Genomic DNA, 23,337 nt, shown 5'->3' with positions numbered 1-23,337 from the left:
TTCGTTTATTGGAAAAATTGATGGCGTACTTTAACTTGTACGCCATCATAAAGCAATATCCATGTTATTCTTTACTGATGTTGAGATTGAAGTTCTTTCATCGTAGGGTAATCTGTGTAACCCTCGCTTCCGTTACCAGAGTACAATGTTTTACGATCTGCTTCATTCAAAGGAAAGCCTTCTTTAAGACGTTCAACTAAGTCCGGATTAGCTAATGACCATACCCCGACTGGCGCCATATCAGCAAGGCCATTATCAATATCTACACTAAGATCTTCTAGAGCCCGTTCAGCTCTATTGACTAATAATGGATTTGGCCAGATGTTGCGAATTTCACGAAGCAGTGTTTCGTTCCCTAAATGCATAACATGGAGGTAAGCTAAATTATATTGAGCTAATTCTTTTACAAGGTGAAGATAAACTTCAAGACCGTGTTCGCCCTCATCAATTCCGTTAAGAGGTGTTCCCGGCGAAATACGGAAGCCTGTTCGTTCTGCTCCAATTTCTTCAACGATTGCTTTCGTTACTTCAATTGCAAAGCGAGCACGGTTCTCTATCGATCCACCGTATTTATCCGATCGTATATTAGAATTCTCCCCAATAAATTGATTAATCAGATAACCATTTGCTCCATGAATTTCAACGCCGTCGGCTCCTGCTTTAATAGCTGCCGCTGCTGCTTTCCGGAAGTCTGCAATTGTCGTCTGGATATTTTCTTCACTTAACTCTCTTGGAACGGGTATTTCCTGCATCCCTTTAGCCGTAAACATTTCTACACCGGGTGCGATCGCAGATGGTGCAACGGGTTGACGATGATGTGGTGTATTGTCGGGGTGCGAAACACGACCGACATGCATTAATTGGATAAATATAAATCCACCTTCTTCATGTACCGCATCCGTAACCTTTTTCCAACCTTCAATATGCTTTTCCGTATAGATGCCCGGTGACCTTAAGTAACCTTGACCATCATCAGAAGGTTGTGTGCCTTCAGTAATAATTAAACCCATCGATGCTCTTTGAGCATAATAATGGGAAGTTAGCTCTCCCGGCGTACCATCCTCTTGCGCTCTACTACGTGTCATTGGTGCCATCGCTAACCGATGAGGTAATTCCAGGTTGCCAATTTTCGTTTTGCTCCACAGTTTTTCCATTTTAAAACCCCCTCTTTGAATTGAGTTTATTAACTCCAATGTCTTTCGATTATCGCTCCACTTTAGCCTGTGCAGATCTGACCGCATTTGTCATGAGCTTGCGAGGCAGCAACCGCGGCAAGAACGCCATGAACTTGTTGCGCCCCCCTGTTATGATTAAAGTCTTGCCCCGCAAGAATTCGCGATATCCTATGTCAGCCACCTGCCCAACCTCCATGACGCCGCTTCTAATGTTCAGTTACATTAAAGTTGGTACCTTTACGTTATAGTTAGTACTTTGACATTATAGTTGGTGTCTTAGCATTATAGTTGGTTCCTGATTTTTAAAACCGGTTGTCCTAGTTTAGGATGACCGGTTTTTTAGGTACTTGAATTTACCTGTTGTAAGGAGAAAATAAAGTTCTAGACTGAAAAATAAAGTACTAGACTCAGCAAATAAAGTTGTAGACTGAGAAAATAAAGTATTAGACTGACGATGCTTCATTAAGCTAACGGGTAGGAGGTTTAAGATCAATCTCGGTGAACCGTATCATAAGTAAGCACAAAGTCGTCCTTAATTGAAGCGTCGAAGAACAATTCAATGTCCTTGACGCTTCTCTGGTCGGGAGTATCTCCAACGTTTACGGTAATCTTGCTTATTATGGAATGAAGCAAGTCCTTTTGCTTAAATGGTTCAACCTTGGTTATGACGGTGGAGAAGCCTTTTAAGACTTGGTGAACCTGCTCAAAAGAAACCTCTTTTATGGTTGGTCTGTTGAGTTCATACTCTGTATCCTTCTCCTGTTCAGATAGCTTTTTCTTTTAGTTCTATGTCCAATCATTCCGTGTCCGCATATTGGACAACGTAATAAGGTTGTAAGCGGTGCTTTTGAAATGTAATACCTATTGATAGGACAAGCGAAGCGGGGCTAGGTCGGCTTCACTTGTTCGGTAAGAAGGGGGTTAGGATGGCTTAGAAGCGATTCTGAGCGGTCTATGAGGTGGTAAGTAGTCGGGGGATGGTTAACATCATTCTTATCATTCTTGGGGATGAACAGGGGGTATGCACATCCGACGCCCGACTATGTGAATGATTTGGACGATACGAATGAAGTAACAAGGCTATTTTAGGAATCACGCTATGGCTTTTGTGTTAATCTTACGTCCAAATAGTGGTATAATGAAATAATGAAGTAAGGATACGTTTGGGGGATGAGGGGTGCTACATAAATGAGTAATATTATTGCAAATGATATGTTATTTGTAAATGATGAAGAAGTCATTGGGAAATGGGAGCATTTTGATATTATCAGCTCAATAGAAGAATTTGATTGCAATAAACCTAATAACAGTATATCCAGTAAAGCGTTTAGAGAAATATATTTTCTGCCTAACGGAGAAAAGTATTGGATATTTGAAGGGTGGACAAAAGGGTATTTGCTCATCCATTATGGCGGAGATGAACCGATTCTAAGCTATAAATACACTCTTAAAAAAATAGAAAATAAAACATATATGTTTCTTGTGATTATTGAAGATGAAAAATCATACATCAATGTCCTAAAAAAAGTTTCGAGCAAAAAGTTTATCATAAATGAGATTGGTCGCAGAGATAATATAGATTTACCTTTTATTCTAGATGAAAAAATTTTAGGACAGTGGAAATCTATCGGGTTTGTGAATAATATTGATGATTTTACTGGACCAGTTTTTTCACATGAAGACCTATGGTTAAAATCAATATGTTTTTATGAAGATGGAAAAGCAGATAGACTTTATAGTGATGAAACGTGGTCTGACATGTGGACAAAGGGATTTTTACTTGATAGAAAAAAATCTACCGCTTCTGCGTATGAAATTAGGATTATAAACGGTACTGAATATTTATTTATCCAATGGAAAATGGGCAACTATGTTTATGGTGGAGTAGACCCAAGTTATTATGTTTTTATAAGAGTGTGTTCCGAATACACAAAATGAACACAACCCAAGCATGTTGAAGTGCACCCCTTAGAATAGACATTGGAATAAACCCCTGGTTTATCCGATGAATTTCTAGGGGTGCATTTTTTATGCCAGCGAAAAAAGGACAGAAGTTTAAAGAATATACGTTTGAAACCAAAGTAGAGGCCATACGGCTTCATATCAAAGAAGGTTGGACATATCGTAAACTCATGGAGAAGTTCGGGATTGCAGATCGACATCGGTTGAAAGAATGGATGCGGAAGTACAAGGAACTCGGTGAATTCGGACTTATGGACCAACGAGGACGACGGAAGGAATATATGGACCAGGACAGGTACGTCCAAAAGTTAAAACGGGAAAATGATATGCTAAAAAAGTGTTTGGAAATCTGGATGCAGGAGCGAATCGCTTATTTCGTCGCACCGAGTACGCGTATTTATTATTGACGATTCCGTGCTCAGCCGAAACCGGAGCAAAAAAGCGGAACTTTTGGCACGTGTATTTGACCACTCCACAGGCAAATTTACCAAAGGCTACACGATGCTAACGCTAGGTTGGTCAGACGGCTTTAGCTTTGCTCCACTTGACTTTGTCATGCTGTCTTCAGCCAAATTAGCCAACCGTCTGTGCGAAATGGCTTCGAATCTCTCCAAACGCAGTAACGGCTACAAGCGCCGGATGGAGGCCTTTTCTCGGAAGCCGGATGCAGTCGAAGCCTTGTTGGAACGAACCTTACGTGCAGGATTCACCGCCGATTACGTGCTTATGGATAGCTGGTTTACGCAAGCTCCACTGCTCCGTGAGCTCGCCGCCAAAGGGCTTCCCGTCATTGGTATGGTGAAAGAAATGAAGCAACGCTACCTGGTTCAAGGTAAGCGAATGACACTCCGCGAGGTGTTTCAAAGCCTTCCCGCATCGAATGCCAAAGACATTAAAGGCTCGGTCATCGTGCACACCGCCTGCGGTCGGCCCGTGAAGCTTGTGTTTGTCCGCAACCGGAATAAAAAACGGGAGTGGCTGGCCATTTTAAGTACCGATGTGACGCTGGATGCAGCTGAAATCGTACGAATCTATGGCATGCGCTGGAGCATAGAGGACCTTTTTCAAAGTCACCAAAAGCTATTTGAAACTGGGAACTGAATTTCAGGGCCGTTCCTTTGACGGGCTGATTAGCCATACGACGATTGTCTTCAGCCGATATTTGGCAATGGAATACGAACGGCGTCAATCGAGTGATGACCGAACACTGGGAGGACTCTTCTTTCTCTTTGCCGACGAGGTCCGCGATCTGGACTACCAGACCGCGCTCCAGCAGCTCATGAGTTTATTTCTCGAAATGTCCCAGGCGAAAACCAAGAAGAACAAAACAGCTGTTTTTTGTCAACTACAGGAATGGATCTCCGGTTTACCCAGCTATATCAAAGCTTTGTTTGGAGATTTGAGCTGCGAAAGTTGAGTTAGTTAGAAAATCATTCAAATATACCTTTTTCTTAGTTTCTATGCTGTAAAATTCAATCTTATTTTGCAATACTATCTTATATGCTTCCATTGCTAAACTCTTATTGTTCTCAGGTTTACTTTCAGAAGGAGTAATAGGGGCAGAAGAAGTAATTGTTGGAACACTGGTGTCAGAAATTTTATTACTACTTGAGCTACTGTTATTATTTTGGTTTAAACTGCTTTTATTGGTGGAACACGCCGGTATCCGCTTTGCCTGCGCCCGCAGCATGTCTTCATCCGTGGAGCTTGAGATCAAGCTCCCGTTGTTGATTCCGAAATGCTCTACACTGCGGAAGCCGTGTTGGGCAACCTCTTTTAAATCCATATCGGACAGCACATGCCCCACAAGCGGCATATTCAATCTGTTCGTTTCCGACTGAATGGCCTTGAACACATCGGGCGTAACACCGCCCACTTTGATTAAATCGGCCCCTGCCTGTTTTTGCAGCCGGACAATATCGGCGGCAATCCCGGGCGTCGGCGCGTTGATCGGTGTCAGAACATCGCCAAGCATGGTGAGGAGCGCCGGCCGGTCTGCCGAATGGTAAAAGCGCCGGAATGCCATTCTTTCAATAGCTCGTACGACCGTTAGCCAAGAGACTCTCCATCGTCTCGTCTGTGTGCTTGTCCCCAATGACGTGCATATGCATATTCAGATATCCGGGAACGGCGTATTTTCCCGCAGCATCTATGACCTTGGTATTTTCACCAGCTTGGAGCGTGCCCGTTGGCGCAATGGCTTTGATTTTCCCGTCGGCGCACAGAATGCTCATGTTGGAAGCTAAGCCGCCGGTACGCGTATCCACAATGGTGACGTTATTCAACAGGAGCTGATAGGGCACGCTGGGCTGCTCCAGATTTTGTCTGGTGTAGGTTTCGATAACGGGTGATGGCTGCCCTGCAAACAAACCGGCCCAAGCCACGGCCAGAGCGATGACCCAACAGAGCGGGACGCGCCACCCGTGCCAGAATATTGATCTTCTCACAAACACCAGCGCTCCGATGCAGGCTGCCAGTATCAGATACGCAAACCTGCGTTCTCCGCTGCTGATCATCAGCACGAGCACAAGACCAAACAGAAGCACGGACAGCAGTGTAAATCCACTCGTCTTCAGAAAGCTTCTACTTATATGATTCTTCATGATGTAACCTTCCTTGATCCATTTTATTATTGGGCTAAATTATGATACAAATATATCATAAGTCTGAATACGATCAATGGAAGATCAAGAAGTGGAACAGGAGCGGCGGTAATGTATCGTATTGGCAATGATAAACGGAAAACACAATCGGCAAAACTGGTTTGTAAGGGCCTGGAGGAATTAATGCGGACGCTTGATTATAATGACATCACCGTAACCAGCATCGTCAACACCTCCGGTGTGGGCAGAGCGACCTTTTATCGGTTGTTTGACGACAAGTCGGATGTTGTCCTGTACCAGATGGAATCAGTCTTCACTGAATTACTAAGGAGTGTGGGACCTTATTCGGATTCCAACGCGATGGTTGAGGCTTTATTTGGGATCTGCTTTGGTCAAAAAGAGTTCTTTCTATCGCTCATAAAAGCAAATCTATACGGAGAGTTTCAAACCCGGCTCGCCAATATCCTCAGCCAAAAACTGAGCTTCGTTAAAGAAAGGATCGGTTTGGATGACAGGAGCTGGCAGTACTTTATACAAGTCCGCACGGCAATGCTTTTGTCCGCTCTGAGCGTTGCGATTACTCAGTTTAACGAAGACAATCCGCCGGATGTACTGGAGACACTAAACAAGCTTTTCGGCAAACAGCCGGCGTTATTCAATTAAGCGGGGATATCCGTGTGCTTTCGATTCGTCTTAGGTTCTCAGTGTCCCGGGCTGGAGATGAACCGAAGAAGCGGGAGTACTCTCGATTGAACTGTGAGGGACTTTGATAGCCAACATGATATGCGGCACTTGCTACTGGATAGCCCTCAAATGCAATGAGGTTCCTAGCCTCCAAAAGCCTTAATTGCTTTTGAAATTGAATAGGACTTAAACCCGTTGCCCTTTTAAACTGACGGTGAAAGGTATTTATAGCCATACCAGATTTTGATGCTATCTCGCCAATGTCTATTGGCTTCATAAAATTACCGCGAAGCCATTTTACAATTTCGGAAATTTTGGATAAATTGCTTTCCCGCAGACCAAATTGCCTCAGATACCATCCTTGTGGTCCCATCAGAACGCGATAAAGGATTTCGCGTTCATAAGCTGGTGCAAGAGCTGGAATATCTCTTGATGTTTTCGACAATCGCAATAAGCGCAGCCATGCCTCCATAAATTCAATATCCATTTCACAGGCTGCGAAATGCTCGGAAGCAGTCGGTAATAGATTTTCAGGAAGATCTCTAAGTAAACTCTGAAGAACGTTCTGATTCAACTTGAGACCAAGTGACATGTAAGGACGGCCATAACGGTCTGGATGTACACTCGCCGTTGCAGGAACATGCACCGGTAACACGTAATATGATGGCCCTTCCAGGTCAGTACTATGCTCCCCGATTGAAAGAATCTTTGTTCCTTGAACTGTAAAACCAATCATCGGCTCGTAGAGCGCTGCGAGTTGATGAGCGGGGATATCTCCCTTTATCATACTTAGCCCCGGTACTCCGGTTTCAATCTGTCGAGTGCCTGCGCCTTTCATCAGATCAATTATTTCATCAAGGACATTATTCATGCACTTAGTTTATCACACGACTTTCTTATCCCTCAACTCAGCGTTATATACATAGGCATTTTTGGGCTACTAATATGTCAGATATAAAGGGTAATTCGGGTAAATTGGAAAGTAACGTGGTGTTTTTAGGCAATCAAAAGGCATTTTCAGGTCTATTTTATTGCCACAGATGCGACTAAAATTAAAGCCAGATCGAACACAAAACAAGGAGGATCTTATGAAAATTGCGATTGTTACAGGTGGAAGTAATGGCATTGGAAAAGCGACGGCGCTTGAGCTTGGCAAACGCGGAATTAGCGTTATTCTCACATACAATTCCTATAAGGACCGGGCAGAAGGTGTCGTAAAGGAAATTGAGAAGAATAAAGGCGTTCGGGCATTCGCACTGAAGCTGGATCTGACTCGAATATCAACATTCGAAGACTTTATTCTAGAAGTGAAAAAGAGCCTCCAGGACATTTGGAACAGAACAACTTTTGATTACTTAGTTAATAATGGCGGTGTCGGTGGGCCCATGATGTTCACTGAGATGAGCGAAGAATACTTCGACAAGATTCTTAATACGAACTTCAAAGGACCGACTTTTTTAACACAACAACTTGTCGGATTCATGGAGAATGCTGGAGCTATTGTAAATACCACGAGCTCATCTAAAAACCAATCATTTCCGGGCTACTCCATCTACGGCTCGTTAAAAGCAGCATTCTCAACTTGGACTCGCTACATTGCCAAAGAACTTGCACCCCGCCAAATTCGGGTCAACGCAGTTTCGCCCGGTCCTACGCACAGCAATTTTGGCGACGGAGTGTTCGATAAACATCCTGAATTCATTAAGCCGCTGGCTGAGCAATCTGCATTTGGCAGAATCGGCCAACCCGTAGATATGGCGAAGGTCATTGTGAGCTTATTGTCCGATGATTTCGGCTGGGTTACAGCCCAGGACATTGAAGTGTCTGGCGGACATTTGCTTTAAGAAAGCTATGTTCCCCATGTAATGTACGATTCGGAAGAAGAATTAATGCGTGGACTGCTTTTTAGCCCGGGTTAAAAGGGGTGTCCCATCGTCATTATCATGACTTATGGGACACCCCTCATTTTGCGGCATTCTCGGAATCACCTATCCGTTGCGAACCATCAAAATGACCGACTCCACATGTGTTGAGTAGACAGTGTGAACAAGTGTGAACAAATGAATATGATGTGCCCTTCGATAAAGCGTTCAATTAAGATTCTAAAATCACTGATATACCCTTGGCTAATAAATCGTATTCTGTTCTATCTTGTTTGAGAAGAATTCTACAGCTCGAGTGAATCTATCGATCAAAAGCAGGTTTAACGCCTTGTCCGATTTCTTAGCAAATACAGGCGTATCTCCAGGTTTACCAGTTCTCCATAATTTCGTCCTAAGTCATGTTACACTGCAGCCAAGTTTAGAAAGAGAGACGCGACAAAGTAAATTAACAGTGCTTATTTGAAGTATGAAGGGATTACAAACACACTTTCTCTATAGGTTGATACCAACTATAATGTAAATCACAGGTGCTAACTTTAATGTAATCGTGTTATGGGTTCCCTATTTGCAAGTACCAACTTTAATGTAATTTAGTGAAGAGGCAAGAAACATCAAAAAGCTTGATATTACTGGGTTTTTCAGTTACCAACTATAATGTCACTAAACACTAAACAGCTTTGAGGTGGCTAGCCCAGCACGATCGACAAAGCCAGTCGCTGTCGCTCCCGGACAGAGTGCGGACACAGTCACGCCTGTGCCGCGCAGCTCATTCTCCAAAGCCTCAGTGAACGATAGTACGTACGCTTTTGTCGCATAGTAAACTGCCATCAGTGGTCCAGGAAAAAAAGCCACCAACGAAGCCACATTCAGCACGCCCCCTTGCTGCCTTTTGACCATATCCGGTAAGAACACCTTAGTCATTACAGTCAGAGCCTTGATATTAATGTCGATCATATTCATCTCTTGCTCCAACTGTGTCTCCAAGAATTCCCCGTACAAGCCGAAGCCCGCATTATTAACAAGAAAGTCGACGGTGATCCCTTTTTCTTTAAGCTCCCTGTAGATTTCCTCTGCCACGCCAGGTAATGCAACATCTTTGGCGATGTATGTCGTTTGGACACGGTACTTTTTCCGATATTCCCTCGCGAGATCCACGAGCTTGTCCTCGCTGCGTGCGACCAGCACCAAATCGTATCCGTCTTTGGCGAAACGATCCGCCAGCTCTTTTCCAATTCCGCCCGACGCTCCGGTAATTAGTACAGTTTTGCTCATCATTTAAGCTGTGGGTAAATAGCAGCTACACCGCCAGCGAGAGCACGCTGGAGTTGACGGCTCGGTTCATCAGCAAGAATTTCAAAGCTATCGGACTCTATTCCATCAATTGCAATTTTTGCAATATCAGCAGGGTTGGACTTCGGAGCTTCAACGCCTGACGTCATGTCTGTATCCATAAAGCCCACATGCAAACCAGCTACTCTCACATTTTGAGGATACAGATTTAAGCGCAACTCGTTCGTCATTGCCCACGCAGCCGCCTTTGCAGCCGAATAAGCGCCTTCACTCCCCCCACTACTGAACCATGATAATGCGGAAAGGATATTCAGTATGGATCCCCCACCATTATTAATAAGAATAGGTGCGAAATTGCGAATCATGGATAATGTGCCAAAGAAGTGCGTATTAAATTCCAACTGTATTTGATCGAGATCACCGTCAAGCAAAGTAGCTCCTGTAGCCGAGCCTGCATTGTTGATCAGAAGCGTAACATCTTGAGCGGCCATAGCAGCTGCCGCTACCTCTTGAGGGTTCGTAATATCAAGCTTTACAGGAATTGCACCGGGAATGTCAATGGACTGCGGATTTCTTGCTCCGGCATACACCTTAGCCCCTCTGGATAGAAGTTCAAGGGCAAGATGGCGACCAAAACCTCGGTTCGCGCCAGTGACAAATGCAACTTGTTGAGAAATATTCATTTTCATGTGCTCCTTTTATTGTATTTTGTTTATGAAATTGTTTTCTTGAAGCTATTTGGTCTGCGTTTTGATACGTAGTAATTACGGTAAGCGAGTTTTACTCGATACTTGTTTTCTAACGAGAACGGTCACTCTCAAAATCGTTAAAAAAAATGCTGAGTGCCTTACTCTGTTGTTTTTATGTGTTGTGTTGTTTGTTGTTTTAACTGCGCTGTTAAACTTCATTGTAAACTATGCTTTAGAGCTTCTTTCGGCGTTTTTAGAATGTTCATTCTAAATTAGGCGTAAGATAACTCGATCGCAAAGAGCATGGATTAGCAGAAGGGACACTTCACATCTGAACTGATTACCACAATTACCCTTATTCTTCCAGGAGCTTCATCGAAATATGAGTAATTCGGTGAAGCTTTTCTCTGGAAGCCGAGGTTCTTGCCATTACCCTTAACCCAATCCATACATTATGCAGGTATTCCGCCAATTCCTCAGCATTGTATGTGGAGGTGAATTCACCGTCACGTTGTCCCCAAAGAATAATCTCCCTGAGCAATTGCTCTGCTGTCGTGAATGCTTTCGTGGACTTGTTGTCCACCTCGACGTCACGCGCCGCCAATTCTACGGCCGAATTCACCATTAAGCAGCCGGCTGGCGAGTCCTCATCCCCGTCGATCATGAAGCTAAAAATAAACTGTAATGCCTCCGATGCGGTCTTGGACCGTTTAACCCCTCCTGCAAGCGCGGCGATGATTTTGTCGTCAAACCGATCCATCGCTTTCAGGAACAGACTATGCTTATCTCCAAAAGTATCATACAAGCTTCTTCGATGAATACCCATATGCTCAACCAACTTGGTCATGGACGTTTTCTCGTACCCCTGCTCCCAAAAGAGCCGCATCGCCTTATCCAAGACTTCTTTCTCTTCAAACTCCTTGCTTCTCGCCATTCCCATCTCCCTCCCTCAATTAATATAACATATTGAGAACGATCAGTAAAGAATCGTTATGCTCTTTTCGAATGACATAATATTTCCATCGAGTTGGTTATCCTACAATTCTACATATTGTAACTCCCCTGCCCGTTAGCTTAAACAAGTACCGGCAGTCTAAGGTAGTGCTTATGAAAAGTAAATAAGCCCATAACCGTATTTGGAAGCAAATTAATTTTCCAATTTATAAGGGTATGGGCTCTCTTTGATCCTAAATAAGGCAGTGTAGGTTCTTATCACTTATAAAATATCATCGTCTGCTAATATACATTAGCATATTGTTCTTATATGGTAAAAGCAATTTGTTGAGCTATCATACCGTCGTTCAATGTCAATCCCATTCCGAGTAATGGTGATTATTAGGCTCTGAGCCTCGCGAACGTGATGTAATCGATTTGGACAGGCTCTGCCGATTCGATCCGAAGCGCCCGGTTGATCTGTCCCCGGTGATATTGCCCATGTAAGAGGACCTGCGACAGGATGTCCCGGACGGACGTTCGGAACGGAACCCCGCTCTGGTTCGCATAGTCGATCATCTCGTCCAACTCGGATTCCTCGCGCCCTTCGATATAGACGCGATATTGCTCGGCGTTTTCTTCGAACATCGTCCGGATCGCCGTCAGGTCTTCTGCTTCCTCCCACAATGAATATTGCGCGCTGCCCTTGCCCTGCAAACGGGACAGCCAGACTCGTTCCGCGACCGCGACGTGCCGAACCAGCTTCAGAAGGTCCTTGTTCTTCGTCTCACTCTCCTCGAGCGCGTCCAAGATGCGTCCGTCCGCCCAGTACAGGTGGTCCATCATGCACTTGATCGTCTTCATTTCGGTTTCCCCCTCTTCGTCTCATCGATTACTTGAACCTACTATTAACCGTTAGTTTAATCATTTGAATGAACTAAAACAACCTTTTTCGGGTGAAGTCCTTGTTGCTGTAATCTAAGCACTAAGAAAACGCTTTATTTTCTCAGTCTACAACTTTATTTCCTTTGAACAAAAAGAGAACCTCCACAGAGGCTCTCTTTTTCCTTTATATCGCTGCTACAGCAATGCTTTTGTCGCAATGTCCGTACGGTTTTGTTTACCTTCAAAGGTAATACGATCCGCCTGTTCGTAAGCTTTGTTCCGTGCCCCGGCAATATCACGTCCCAAGCCGACCACACCTAATACACGTCCGCCGTTCGTTACCCATTCACCCTGTTCGTTGATGCCCGTTCCAGCATGGAACACGATAGCTTCGTCTACCTGTTCCAATCCGTGGATAGGTACACCTTTGGCGTAAGCTCCAGGATAACCTCCAGATGCCAGCACCACACATACCGCCGCTTCATCCTTCCACTCGATCTCCACCTGATCCAGCGTGCCATTTACAGCAGCAAGAAAAATATCGAGCAGATCGGATTTTAAACGAGGCAGAACCACTTGAGTTTCCGGATCACCGAAACGTGCATTAAACTCAATGGTCTTCGGCTTGCCGTCCGGCGAAATCATCAATCCGGCAAATAATACACCTCGGAACGGGCGCCCTTCAGCAACCATGGCCTTGGCCGTCGGCTTAATAATCGTCTCAATAGCTTCCTCAATAATAGAATTGGCTATGTGAGGCAACGGAGAATACGTACCCATGCCACCTGTATTCGGCCCTTTGTCACCATCAAAAATGGGCTTGTGGTCTTGGGCCGCGGCCATCGGACGAACCGTTTCACCGTCGACAAAGGAGAGAATCGACATTTCCTGACCAGCCAGAAACTCCTCAATCACGACCTGTGCCCCGGCTTCACCAAACACCTTGGTCACCATAATGTCGGAGAGAGCCTTTTCCGCTTCCTCCATCGAGTAAGCGACCGTTACCCCTTTACCTGCCGCGAGTCCGTCTGCCTTAATGACAACCGGAATCGGTTGTTCCTTCAAGTATGCATGTGCTTCCTCATAAGTATAAAACTTGCGATAGGTTGCTGTCGGAATATGATATTTATGGAGCAAATCCTTCATGAAGATTTTGCTGCCTTCAATTTCCGCTGCATTTTTACGCGGTCCGAATACTGGAATGCCTTTCGCTTCAAAAGCATCCACAATACCATCTGCCAGCGGATCATCGGGACCAACCACGACAAGTCCTACCCTTTTGGATTCCGCCAGCTCTGTCAGCGCGTCAAAATCACTCACCGGAATCGGCACGCACTCCGCTAACTGTCCGATACCAGCATTGCCTGGTGCGCAATAGATTTGCCCGGCCTTGGGGCTTTTCTTCAGCGCCCACACAATTGCATGTTCGCGGCCGCCCCCTCCGATAACCAAAATATCCATTCAGGTGTTTCCTCCCGCTCCCATTAAGATGTTCAGGTGAAAATGCTGCTGCATCCTCAACTCATACAAGTTAGTGCTTGAAATGACGTACGCCTGTAAAGACCATGGCAATGCCGTATTCGTTAGCAACCTTGATGGATTCTTCGTCCTTGATGGAGCCGCCCGGCTGAATAACTGCCGTAATGCCTGCTTTAGCTGCCAGCTCCAGCGTATCGCCCATCGGGAAGTATGCATCGGATGCCAGGACCGCACCCTTTGCTTTTTCTCCAGCCTGTTCAATGGCAATCTTGGCCGCTCCGACACGGTTCATTTGTCCTGCGCCTACGCCAATGGTCATATTATCTGCCGCCAGTACGATGGCGTTGGATTTCACATGCTTAACCACTTTCCAGCTAAACAAAAGCTGTTTCAGTTCTTCCGCGGACGGCGCACGCTCGGTTACAACTGTAAGTGCATCCGGGTCTAAAGCATGAATGTCATTTTGCTGAACGACCATGCCACCTTCAATAGAAGTCACAACGAAACGGCTCTCCGGCTGTTCAGACGGGGACATCTCACCCATATCAAGCAAACGGATATTTTTCTTTTTGGTTAAAATCTCCAATGCTTCTTTCGTAAAGCCCGGTGCCAGTACAATTTCCAAAAAGATCTCACTCAGCTTATTCGCTGTATCACCATCAATAATCCGGTTAGCCGCTACGATGCCACCGAAAATCGAGGTTGGGTCAGCTGCATACGCCTTGCTGTACGCTTCATAAATACTTCCGCCAATTCCCACACCACAAGGATTCATATGCTTAACTGCTACTACGGTAGGTTCGCTGAATTCTTTGACGATTTGCAAAGCGGCATTAGCATCATTGATGTTATTGTAAGACAGCTCTTTGCCGTGTAGTTGTTTCGCTGTTGTCAGTGTACCCTTTGCCGCCAATGGCTCACGGTAAAATGCCGCCTGCTGATGTGGATTTTCCCCATAACGCAAATCCTGAATTTTTTCATAGGTTACAGTGTAACGCTCAGGCAACGGCTCGCCTGTCACATTCGACAAATAATCGGATATCAAAGCGTCGTATGACGCCGTATGACGGAAAACTTTTGCGGCCAAACGCTTACGAGTATTCAGTTCCGTATCGCCATCCTTACGGATTTCCTCCAACACTGTGCTATAGTCATCAGCATCGACTACCACACTTACAAAAGCATGATTTTTTGCCGCAGAACGAAGCATCGTTGGACCGCCGATGTCGATATTTTCAATCGCGTCCTCATAAGTTACACCGGGTTTGGCGATCGTTTCCGCAAAAGGATACAGATTCACAACGACCAGATCAATATAACTCAATCCAAGTTCTTTCATCTGACGCTGATGCTCTTCATTATCCCGAACAGCCAGCAAGCCGCTGTGTACCGCAGGGTGGAGTGTTTTAACACGTCCATCCATAATTTCAGGAAAACCCGTTACCTCTGAAATGCCGATGACTGGAATGCCCTCCTTCGACAACAAGCTGCTCGTTCCCCCTGTCGAAACGATCTCCACACCCAATTTGGACAACTCGCGGCAAAATTCCACGATCCCCCGCTTATCCGATACGCTGACGAGCGCTCTTTTAATACTCACCCTGTCTCCTCCTTTAGCTCTTTCAGAATTTTGCAAAATTCTCTTTTATCATTTTATTTCCCGAGAAATATCGGAAAATGCCTGTACAACATCCTTGATATGACAATGATATGACAAATTACAATCATTCTTAGAGAAGTGAAATCACTTTGCGACCATTTAATTGAATTTTACCTTGGGCCAATTTGCCAACTACCTCTGGATATAGCTGACGTTCCACGGATTGAATGGCTGCGGATAAGGATTCCGCTGTATCATGGTCGTCAACTTCCACGACACGCTGGGCAATAATGGCTCCCGTGTCCATGCCCCCGTCCACAAAATGAACGGTAACACCACTTACCTTGACCCCATAGGTCAATGCCTGTCCTACAGCATCTTTCCCTGGAAATGCCGGAAGTAGTGACGGATGAATATTAATAATTTTTCCTGCGTAGGCATCGACCATGACGCTGGATAGCAAACGCATGTAGCCAGCTAACACGATGAGATCAATCGATTTCTGCTCCAGTAAAGCCACCAATTCACGCTCATAGTCTTCTCGAGAAGGATATTCCTTGGGTCGAAAAGTATGGCACGCAATTCCAGCTTTCTGGGCTCTAGCTACGGCAGGAGCCGCAGGCTTGTCACAGATGAGCAATTCTACCGAGGCGCCGCCCAGTTCTCCTCGCGCAGCCGCATCCACCAATGACTGAAAATTCGTCCCTTCACCTGATGCAAAAACAGCAATCCGGTACTCGTTCATTACACCTCTGCTCCCGTAAAGGTCACGATAGAACTGCCTTCCGTTACTTTTCCGATCACATATGCGGCTTCGCCCTGTTCCTTCAGAACTTCCAGTGCAGTCTGTGCATGCTCTTCGCCTACAACGATTACCATCCCAATTCCCATATTAAAGGTTGTGAACATGTCTTTGTTGGAGATTGCGCCTTTTTCCTGCATGAGCTGGAAGATTGGCAAAATCGGCCAAGTGCCGTATTCTATATCCACATTGACGTGATCCGGTAACACTCTAGGGATATTTTCAATAAAACCGCCACCTGTGATATGCGCCATGCCTTTTACTTTTACCTTGTCCAGCAATGCCAAAACGGATTTCACGTAAATTTTCGTCGGCTCCAGCAGTACATCGCCCAGTTTGCCGTTCAAGCCTTCGATTTCATCATGCAAATCATAGCCCTGCTGTTCCAATAACAGCTTGCGCACCAGGGAGAAGCCGTTACTGTGAACTCCACTGGAGGCCAGTCCGATCACTGTATCTCCGGGAGCAATGGAGCTACCGTTGATAATTTTGCTTTTATCTACAATCCCTACCGTGAATCCGGCAATATCATATTCACCCTCGCTATACATCCCTGGCATTTCTGCGGTTTCACCGCCGACCAGCGCACAGCCCGATTGGTGACAGCCCTCGGCAATACCGGCTACAATCGCTTCAATTTTCTCAGGCACAACCTTGTCACAGGCGAGGTAATCGAGAAAAAAGAGTGGCTCCGCGCCTCCGACGACAATGTCGTTTACACACATCGCAACCGCGTCAATACCAATGGTGTCATGACGATCCATTGCGAAAGCAAGCTTCAGCTTCGTGCCGACACCATCGGTACCGGAAACGAGTACAGGCTCCTCGTACTTATCCTTATTCAGGCCGAACAACGCACCGAATCCGCCCAAGTCCGTCAGCACTTCGGGACGGAAGGTACGTTTAACGTGCTTTTTCATCCGTTCTACTGCTTCATTACCGGCAGCGATATCTACCCCTGCGTTTTTGTATGCTTCGGACATTCATGAACACTCCTTCAAATGATTGACCCTCCTAAGTCCTCCCTAATAGGGAGGATTCCATGGGGCTGCTCCCCCTGGACCCCTCAAGAATCGGTCAGATGTGTAGGGTTGGGTGCTACTTGGTGGTTGGTTCGTGCTGTGAGTCGCGTGTTGTCCTTGTGAATTGCGGGTCATTCCCGCAATTCACAAGGACACGCTTTGGTGCGTGGCCGCCTTCACGGCGGCGGGCACGTCCCGGGCTGTTTGCTTCGCAAAGGCGGGGACGTGCCGGGCAAAGAAGTAACAGCGCCTACGAGCGGCTCACTTCTTTGCCCTTTGAGGCAGGCAGCTTCGCCTTGCCTGCTGGTGAGCTTCGCTTCGCTGGCTCAACCTTATAAGAGCAGGGTGACTTTTTATGAGTCACCGCTCCGTTAAAAACTCATGGCATGAAATAGTTATGCCATGAGTTTTTAACGACCTTACCTATCCTCTTCCCCATAGGGAACAGAAGAGAGACAGGTACTGCTGCAAAATGGTGTACATCTGAAGAACGGAGCGGGTGGAAGGATTCTGGAGAAGCGAAGCGTTCGCCTTTGCCGCTGGATTCCAACCCTCTAAGGGGTTATTCCAATTCGGGAATCCAGCGGCAACAGCGATCGGAAGAACCTTCCACACGAGGAGTGGCCCCCTCAGAACCGCTTCACCTGCACCATGCGCCTGTATCTCTTTTGTTCCCTTTTCTCAACAACTACATCCGAACTTTTCTTCACCTTTGAAATCTACCTGAGTCGGGTAATCATTATCAAAACAAGCTAGGCACAAGCCGCCTTTGTAATCCTGTTCGTTATATCCACCTACAGCGGCAATCAAACCCTCGGCGCTCATAAAGTAAAGCGAATCGGCGTTAATTTCCTCACGAATTTCCTCGACGGTTTTGGATGAAGCAATCAGCTCCCGGCGATCCGGCGTGTCGATGCCATAGAAGCACGGGTTTTTGAAAGGCGGCGAGGTAATACGTACATGTACCTCCAACGCGCCCGCATCACGCAGCATATTCACGATTCGGCGGGATGTAGTGCCCCGAACGATAGAATCGTCGATCATAATGACTCGTTTACCTTCAACAACACGTCGTACAGCGCTCAGCTTCATTTTCACACCCTGCTCGCGTAGCTCCTGACTCGGCTGAATGAAGGTACGTCCAGTGTATTTATTTTTAATCATACCCAGCTCATAAGGAATACCTGTCTGCTCAGCATAACCAATCGCAGCCGAAATACTGGAATCCGGCACTCCTGTCACCAGATCCGCATCGACAAAAGCTTCCAGCGCCATCTGGCTACCCATTCTTTTGCGCGCAGCATGAAGATTGGAACCATTCAAATCACTGTCAGGACGGGCAAAATAAATATATTCCATCGCGCACAGTGCTTTACGATGCTTACCTTCACTGTAACGGTCTTCGTGCAGACCATTTTTGTCCAACACCAACAGTTCACCCGGCTCGATATCGCGCAACAGCTCTGCCCCAATCGTTTCCAAAGCACAGGTTTCAGAAGCAAACAAATATGCATCACCTAATCTGCCCATCGTCAACGGACGCAAGCCATTGGGATCAGAGGCGACCAGCAATTTATCGTTGGTCATAATCAGAAAGGCAAATCCGCCGACAATACGCTTCAATGCATCTTTCGCGGCCTCCACTAAATCCTTGGATGATCGTGCGATCAAATGCGCCACTACTTCTGTATCGCTGGTCGTTTGAAAAATAGACCCGCCCTGCTCCAGCTCATGCCGGATTTGCAAAGCATTCACAATATTCCCGTTCGTAGCTACCGCTAGATCGCCATCACGATACTTGAACACCAAAGGCTGTGCATTCGTTAGCTTACTGTCTCCACTTGTCGAGTAGCGCACATGTCCTATGGCAATATCGCCTGTCAGCGAAGCCATCAAATCTTTATTGAATACTTCTTTTACAAGCCCCATTCCACGATGATAATGAAACTCGTCGCCACTGCTCACACAGATGCCTGCACTTTCCTCTCCGCGATGCTGGAGTGCATGCAATCCGTAATATGCTAGGGAAGCGGCATCGGAGTGCCTATACACTCCAAACACGCCGCATTCCTCTTTTAATTTATCAAACAGCCCCTCTTTACCAGAGCCTTCATTATAATAATCTCCAGTCCACAACGTCCGTGCTGTTATTTCATCAGACATGGAATGACATCCTCCCAGATTTGCTTCAAACTGGCGACTGCCTCATTCAAAGCGGGTTGTCCGTTCACCTCAACTGTCAATTGTGATCCTTCAACTTTTCCTAATACAGTAACTGGCACTTCCAAACTACGCAGATGTGCTTCCAGAGCTGACGCTTTATCCGGCGATGCAGATAACAAAATACGGGATTGGCTTTCGCTAAACAAAGCATGGTCAGGACGCAAAGTCGTTTCTACGTTGACCTGTGCTCCCAATCCGCTGCTAATCCCAGATTCCGCAAGCGCTACAGCCAATCCGCCCTCTGCCAAATCATGCGCAGATTGTACCAATCCGCCCTGAATCGCTCCCAGTACCGCAGTCAGCAGTCTTTTCTCTACGTTCAAATCCAGCTCAGGAGGGCGTCCCTCGGATACACCGTGTACGACAGCTTGGAACTCACTGCCTCCTAGCTCAGCCTTCGTTTCCCCCACCAGAAAAATCACATCGCCTTCGGCTTTGAAGCCTTGTGTCGTAATATGATCTGTATCATGTACCAAACCTACCATACCGACAACAGGCGTCGGATAGATGGATCCTTTAGCATTTTCATTGTACAAGCTGACATTGCCCCCGATGACAGGTGTATCCAGTATACGGCAAGCTTCTGCCATACCGTCCACGGCTTTTTCCATTTGCCAGAAAATATCTGGCTTTTCAGGGTTACCGAAGTTCAGGTTATCCGTAATTGCCAACGGCTCGCCGCCGGAGCATACAATGTTACGCGCTGCTTCGCTAACTGCAATCCGTCCGCCTACCTCTGGATCAAGGTATACATAACGTCCGTTACAGTCTGTCGTCATGGCGAGTCCCTTACGAGTTCCGCGCACAGTCACAACAGCTGCATCCGATCCCGGACGAACGGCTGTACTCGTGCGTACCATGTAGTCATACTGCTCGTATACCCATTTCTTACTGGCTACACTTGGTGATGACAGTACCTTTTTCAACGCACCGTTCAAATCCGTCACTTCTGCATAACGAAGTGTGTCAATAGCAGCATTTTGCTCATAATAAGCAGGGACTTCGGAAGGCTTGTCATAAATCGGACACTCGTCAACCAGCGCCGTCACTGGCATATCTCCGACCACTTCATTGTGATGGAACAAACGCAAACGACCGTCATCCGTCACTTTACCGACCTTGGCACAAATAACACCCCAGCGCTCGAAAATTTCCAGTGCCTGTGCTTCATCCTTAGGCTCTACTACGAACAGCATCCGTTCCTGTGATTCAGACAGCATCATTTCATAAGGTGTCATGCCCTCTTCACGCTGCGGTACCTGATCCAGATACAGCTCCAGACCGTTGCCAGCCTTACTCGCCATCTCCGCGCTGGAGCAGGTAAGTCCCGCGGCACCCATATCCTGAATACCTAGCACAATACCGCTGTCGATCAATTCCAGACATGATTCCATAACCAGCTTCTCCATAAAAGGATCGCCTACTTGAACCGCAGTCCGGTTCGCTTCAGATTCCTCTGTCAGCTCAACCGATGCGAATGTCGCTCCGTGAATCCCATCACGACCTGTCGGCGGTCCCACGTAGAACACCGGGTTACCGACCCCTTTAGCAACACCACGCTGGATTTTATCATGGTCAATCAGTCCGACACACATTGCATTAACGAGCGGATTGCCTTCGTAGCTTTCATCAAATACAACCTCGCCACCTACAGTCGGAATACCGATACAGTTCCCGTATCCCGCAATACCAGATACCACATGCTCGAACAAATATTTCACACGGTCGCTCTCCAGCTTGCCAAAACGCAGAGAGTTCAACACCGCAACTGGTCTTGCACCCATGGAGAAAATATCACGAATGATACCGCCTACCCCAGTCGCTGCCCCTTGAAAAGGCTCCACAGCCGACGGATGGTTATGGCTTTCGATTTTAAATACAACCGCTTGGTTGTCACCGATATCTACAATGCCTGCGCCCTCGCCGGGTCCCATCAGAACTCGTGGACCGCTCGTTGGAAAACGACGCAACAACGGCTTGGAGTTTTTGTAAGCACAATGCTCTGACCACATGACACTGAACACGCCTATCTCCGTATAATTGGGCTGACGTCCCATGAATTCACAGATCAACGCATATTCACTGTCCGATACACCCATCTGCTGATACAGTTTATGTTCGGCAACCTGCTCTGCCGTCGGTTCCTTAGCGGACACTTGCTGCGCCATGTCGATCCCTCCAAGCGTTCAAAATAGATGTAAACATACGTTTGCCATCATCCGTCCCGAGCAATGCGTCCACCGCGCGTTCCGGGTGGGGCATCATGCCCAGCACATTACCTTGCTCATTACAAATCCCTGCAATATCCGTCACGGAACCATTAGGATTATCTTTATACTTAAATACAATCTGATTGTTCGCCTGCAAACGAGCCAGCGTCTCATCATCACAGTAATAGTTGCCTTCGCCGTGGGCGATCGGAATAATGATCTCTTCACCAGCAGCATAGTCTCTTGTAAAAGGTGTTTGGTTATTCGCAACCTGCAACACCGTATCCCGGCATAGGAATTTCATCGACAGATTACGGCGTAAAGCCCCTGGCAACAACCCGGCTTCGGTCAGAATTTGAAATCCGTTGCAAATCCCTAAAATATATTTGCCCTCGGCAGCCGCTTTGGCAACTTCCTTCATCACCGGAGCAAACCGGGAAATCGCACCGCAACGCAGGTAATCCCCGTAGGAGAAGCCTCCTGGAACAAGAATACAATCATAAGGCGACAAATCCGTCGCAGTATGCCAAACATAATCGACAGGTTCACCGACCGTGTCCTCTACCGCCTTATAGCAGTCAATATCACAGTTGGAGCCCGGAAAAACCAGAACTGCAAATTTCATGGAATCAGCCCTCCAGTTCGTAGCGGTAGTCTTCAATGACCGTGTTGGCCAATAGCTTTTCGCACATCTCAATGATGCGCTTTTCAGCACTCTCGCGGTCTGTTGTATCCAGATTCAATTCCATATACTTACCAATTCTGACGCTGTCCACTTCTCCGAAACCCATAGAATGTAGTGCGCCTTGCACCGCAACCCCCTGCGGGTCCAAAACGCTTTGCTTAATCGTGACATAGACTGTTGCTTTCATCATGTTCCTTCAGTTCCTCCTCCGAATGAGTGAATCCTATTGGTTGAATTATGATTACTATTTACTGTGCCGTCAGACGCCGCCAAATATCCGTATATCTTGCAGTTGTTTCTTCTACGACCTCAGCAGGCAATGGATCGGGCTTGCTATTCTTGTCCCAACCGGATGATGCCAAATAGCTTCGTACCGGCTCCTTGTCCATGCTGTCAATCTCAACATCCAGCTCATACTTTTCCTGCGCCCAAAAACGGGATGAATCTGGAGTGAAAATTTCGTCAATCAAAATCACCTTACCGTTAACAAGACCAAACTCAAACTTGCAATCGGCTAAAATAATCCCCCGCTTCTCGCAGAAAGCACGTGCAAATTCGTACAACGCCAAGCTCTTTTCCTCAAGCTCACCTGTTAGTTCAACCCCGACCAGTTCTTTCATTTGGTGAAGGGAAATGTCCTCGTCGTGTCCAACATCATTTTTTGCAGCTGGTGTAAATAATGGCTTGGGAAAACGCTCGTTTTTACGCAGCCCCTCTGGCAATGGAATGCCGTTCACCTCACCGTTCTGCTCATACTGACGCCAGCCGCCTCCGGTAATATATCCGCGCACCACACACTCAATGTCGATGCGTTCAGCCTTCAGCGTGACCATGATCCGGTCCTTCAGCAACTCTTTATTCTGTTCGTCGATCACATGCCCGAGCTTGTTCACATCAGTGTGCACGACATGGTTTTCCAACAAGTCTTTCGTCTGCTCAAACCAGAAAGCGCTGAGCTTATTCAGCACATTCCCCTTTTCGGGCACGGGTGGCTCTAACACATAATCAAAAGCCGAAATTCGGTCTGTCACCACAATCAGAAAATGCTCTCCGAGATCATACAGTTCACGCACCTTGCCTTTATACAAGAGCGGCGCATGGATCAGACCTTCGGCAGTAGACAATGACATTTCATTACACCTCTTTCAAAAGAGTATTCCCCCTCCTAAATCCTCCCCTCGGGGAGGACCCCCAGGGCTGCTGCCCTCGGGA

At 46.6% G+C, this 23,337-nt stretch carries 23 protein-coding genes and 2 pseudogenes; 6 read left to right on the top strand and 19 right to left on the bottom strand.

Going from position 1 to position 23,337, the window contains the following annotated elements:
* Nucleotides 1-71 precede the first annotated feature (71 nt).
* Complete coding sequence (locus tag ACWGXJ_RS04325) at nt 72-1,154, bottom strand: alkene reductase (RefSeq protein ID WP_452566266.1); 1,083 nt, start codon at nt 1,152-1,154, stop codon at nt 72-74.
* 49 nt (nt 1,155-1,203) lie between these two features.
* Nucleotides 1,204-1,356 carry a hypothetical protein gene (locus ACWGXJ_RS04320; RefSeq protein WP_452566265.1) on the bottom strand — a complete coding sequence of 51 codons (153 nt, stop codon included), beginning with the start codon at nt 1,354-1,356 and terminating at the stop codon, nt 1,204-1,206.
* Nucleotides 1,357-2,363: 1,007 nt separating this feature from the next.
* Here ACWGXJ_RS04320 and ACWGXJ_RS04315 point away from each other — a divergent pair.
* From ACWGXJ_RS04315 to ACWGXJ_RS04305, 3 genes and pseudogenes are all read left to right on the top strand, one after another.
* Entirely contained in the window at nt 2,364-3,113 is a 750-nt protein-coding gene (locus ACWGXJ_RS04315; RefSeq protein ID WP_452566264.1) for a hypothetical protein, read from the top strand.
* Nucleotides 3,114-3,205: 92 nt separating this feature from the next.
* Complete coding sequence (locus tag ACWGXJ_RS04310) at nt 3,206-3,544, top strand: transposase (protein WP_452566263.1); 339 nt, start codon at nt 3,206-3,208, stop codon at nt 3,542-3,544.
* Nucleotides 3,495-4,554 (top strand): annotated as a pseudogene (locus ACWGXJ_RS04305) (IS4 family transposase); the annotation flags it as partial. The gene ACWGXJ_RS04310 and the pseudogene ACWGXJ_RS04305, both read left to right, overlap by 50 nt.
* On the opposite strand, the gene ACWGXJ_RS04300 reads toward ACWGXJ_RS04305, so the two are convergent.
* Together ACWGXJ_RS04300 and ACWGXJ_RS04295 are read right to left on the bottom strand one after the other, a co-directional pair.
* Complete coding sequence (locus ACWGXJ_RS04300) at nt 4,504-5,163, bottom strand: hypothetical protein (protein WP_452566262.1); 660 nt, start codon at nt 5,161-5,163, stop codon at nt 4,504-4,506. The pseudogene ACWGXJ_RS04305 and the gene ACWGXJ_RS04300 sit on opposite strands and share 51 nt — an antisense overlap.
* Nucleotides 5,164-5,167: 4 nt before the next feature.
* Complete coding sequence (locus ACWGXJ_RS04295; protein ID WP_452566261.1) at nt 5,168-5,740, bottom strand: hypothetical protein; 573 nt, start codon at nt 5,738-5,740, stop codon at nt 5,168-5,170.
* 111 nt (nt 5,741-5,851) lie between these two features.
* Here ACWGXJ_RS04295 and ACWGXJ_RS04290 point away from each other — a divergent pair, with 111 nt between their 5' ends.
* A complete protein-coding gene (locus ACWGXJ_RS04290; protein ID WP_452566260.1) occupies nt 5,852-6,403 on the top strand; it encodes a TetR/AcrR family transcriptional regulator in 552 nt (183 codons plus the stop codon).
* Here ACWGXJ_RS04290 and ACWGXJ_RS04285 read toward each other — a convergent pair.
* Entirely contained in the window at nt 6,396-7,295 is a 900-nt protein-coding gene (locus tag ACWGXJ_RS04285; protein ID WP_452566259.1) for an AraC family transcriptional regulator N-terminal domain-containing protein, read from the bottom strand. The genes ACWGXJ_RS04290 and ACWGXJ_RS04285 overlap by 8 nt on opposite strands.
* A 217-nt stretch (nt 7,296-7,512) precedes the next feature.
* On the opposite strand from ACWGXJ_RS04285, the gene ACWGXJ_RS04280 reads away from it, so the two are divergent.
* Nucleotides 7,513-8,268, top strand: coding sequence for an SDR family NAD(P)-dependent oxidoreductase (locus ACWGXJ_RS04280; protein ID WP_452566258.1), 756 nt, complete (start codon nt 7,513-7,515; stop codon nt 8,266-8,268).
* 708 nt (nt 8,269-8,976) lie between these two features.
* On the opposite strand, the pseudogene ACWGXJ_RS04275 reads toward ACWGXJ_RS04280, so the two are convergent.
* From ACWGXJ_RS04275 to purM, 8 genes and pseudogenes are all read right to left on the bottom strand, one after another.
* A pseudogene (locus tag ACWGXJ_RS04275) lies at nt 8,977-9,582 on the bottom strand (SDR family NAD(P)-dependent oxidoreductase); the annotation flags it as partial.
* On the bottom strand, nt 9,579-10,280 hold the full coding sequence (locus tag ACWGXJ_RS04270) for an SDR family oxidoreductase (RefSeq protein ID WP_025723270.1): 702 nt from the start codon (nt 10,278-10,280) through the stop codon (nt 9,579-9,581). The gene ACWGXJ_RS04270 and the pseudogene ACWGXJ_RS04275, both read right to left, overlap by 4 nt.
* Before the next feature lie 361 nt (nt 10,281-10,641).
* Nucleotides 10,642-11,220, bottom strand: coding sequence for a TetR/AcrR family transcriptional regulator (locus ACWGXJ_RS04265; protein ID WP_452566257.1), 579 nt, complete (start codon nt 11,218-11,220; stop codon nt 10,642-10,644).
* A 401-nt stretch (nt 11,221-11,621) separates the two neighbouring features.
* Nucleotides 11,622-12,083 carry a DinB family protein gene (locus ACWGXJ_RS04260; protein ID WP_452566256.1) on the bottom strand — a complete coding sequence of 154 codons (462 nt, stop codon included), beginning with the start codon at nt 12,081-12,083 and terminating at the stop codon, nt 11,622-11,624.
* Nucleotides 12,084-12,299: 216 nt separating this feature from the next.
* Nucleotides 12,300-13,565 carry a phosphoribosylamine--glycine ligase gene (gene purD, locus ACWGXJ_RS04255; protein WP_452566255.1) on the bottom strand — a complete coding sequence of 422 codons (1,266 nt, stop codon included), beginning with the start codon at nt 13,563-13,565 and terminating at the stop codon, nt 12,300-12,302.
* A gap of 70 nt (nt 13,566-13,635) precedes the next feature.
* Nucleotides 13,636-15,183: a bifunctional phosphoribosylaminoimidazolecarboxamide formyltransferase/IMP cyclohydrolase gene (purH, locus tag ACWGXJ_RS04250; RefSeq protein ID WP_322174437.1), complete on the bottom strand. Its 1,548-nt coding sequence runs from the start codon at nt 15,181-15,183 to the stop codon at nt 13,636-13,638.
* Between the two features lie 130 nt (nt 15,184-15,313).
* Nucleotides 15,314-15,928, bottom strand: coding sequence for a phosphoribosylglycinamide formyltransferase (gene purN, locus ACWGXJ_RS04245; RefSeq protein WP_069012413.1), 615 nt, complete (start codon nt 15,926-15,928; stop codon nt 15,314-15,316).
* Entirely contained in the window at nt 15,928-16,968 is a 1,041-nt protein-coding gene (gene purM / locus ACWGXJ_RS04240) for a phosphoribosylformylglycinamidine cyclo-ligase (protein WP_061832069.1), read from the bottom strand. The genes purN and purM overlap by 1 nt, the downstream gene beginning before the upstream one ends.
* A gap of 59 nt (nt 16,969-17,027) precedes the next feature.
* Here purM and ACWGXJ_RS04235 point away from each other — a divergent pair, with 59 nt between their 5' ends.
* Complete coding sequence (locus tag ACWGXJ_RS04235; RefSeq protein ID WP_452566254.1) at nt 17,028-17,345, top strand: hypothetical protein; 318 nt, start codon at nt 17,028-17,030, stop codon at nt 17,343-17,345.
* An 85-nt stretch (nt 17,346-17,430) separates the two neighbouring features.
* Here the strand turns inward: ACWGXJ_RS04235 and ACWGXJ_RS04230 are convergent, their stop codons facing one another.
* From ACWGXJ_RS04230 to ACWGXJ_RS04205, 6 genes are all read right to left on the bottom strand, one after another.
* Complete coding sequence (locus ACWGXJ_RS04230; RefSeq protein WP_452566253.1) at nt 17,431-17,622, bottom strand: hypothetical protein; 192 nt, start codon at nt 17,620-17,622, stop codon at nt 17,431-17,433.
* Between the two features lie 66 nt (nt 17,623-17,688).
* Complete coding sequence (gene purF / locus ACWGXJ_RS04225; RefSeq protein ID WP_023987052.1) at nt 17,689-19,170, bottom strand: amidophosphoribosyltransferase; 1,482 nt, start codon at nt 19,168-19,170, stop codon at nt 17,689-17,691.
* On the bottom strand, nt 19,155-21,398 hold the full coding sequence (gene purL, locus ACWGXJ_RS04220; RefSeq protein ID WP_452566252.1) for a phosphoribosylformylglycinamidine synthase subunit PurL: 2,244 nt from the start codon (nt 21,396-21,398) through the stop codon (nt 19,155-19,157). The genes purF and purL overlap by 16 nt, the downstream gene beginning before the upstream one ends.
* Entirely contained in the window at nt 21,376-22,065 is a 690-nt protein-coding gene (gene purQ / locus ACWGXJ_RS04215; RefSeq protein ID WP_165179506.1) for a phosphoribosylformylglycinamidine synthase subunit PurQ, read from the bottom strand. The genes purL and purQ overlap by 23 nt, the downstream gene beginning before the upstream one ends.
* Nucleotides 22,066-22,069: 4 nt before the next feature.
* The gene (purS, locus tag ACWGXJ_RS04210; RefSeq protein ID WP_013308797.1) at nt 22,070-22,315 is read right to left on the bottom strand and encodes a phosphoribosylformylglycinamidine synthase subunit PurS; all 246 of its coding nucleotides are present in this window, start codon (nt 22,313-22,315) and stop codon (nt 22,070-22,072) included.
* 58 nt (nt 22,316-22,373) lie between these two features.
* The gene (locus ACWGXJ_RS04205; protein ID WP_025719826.1) at nt 22,374-23,255 is read right to left on the bottom strand and encodes a phosphoribosylaminoimidazolesuccinocarboxamide synthase; all 882 of its coding nucleotides are present in this window, start codon (nt 23,253-23,255) and stop codon (nt 22,374-22,376) included.
* Nucleotides 23,256-23,337 lie beyond the last annotated feature (82 nt).

This window comes from Paenibacillus sp. S33 (assembly GCF_053615415.1).
The sequence above is the reverse complement of the archived record's forward strand: the minus strand, read 5'-3'. Positions and strand labels throughout refer to the sequence as shown.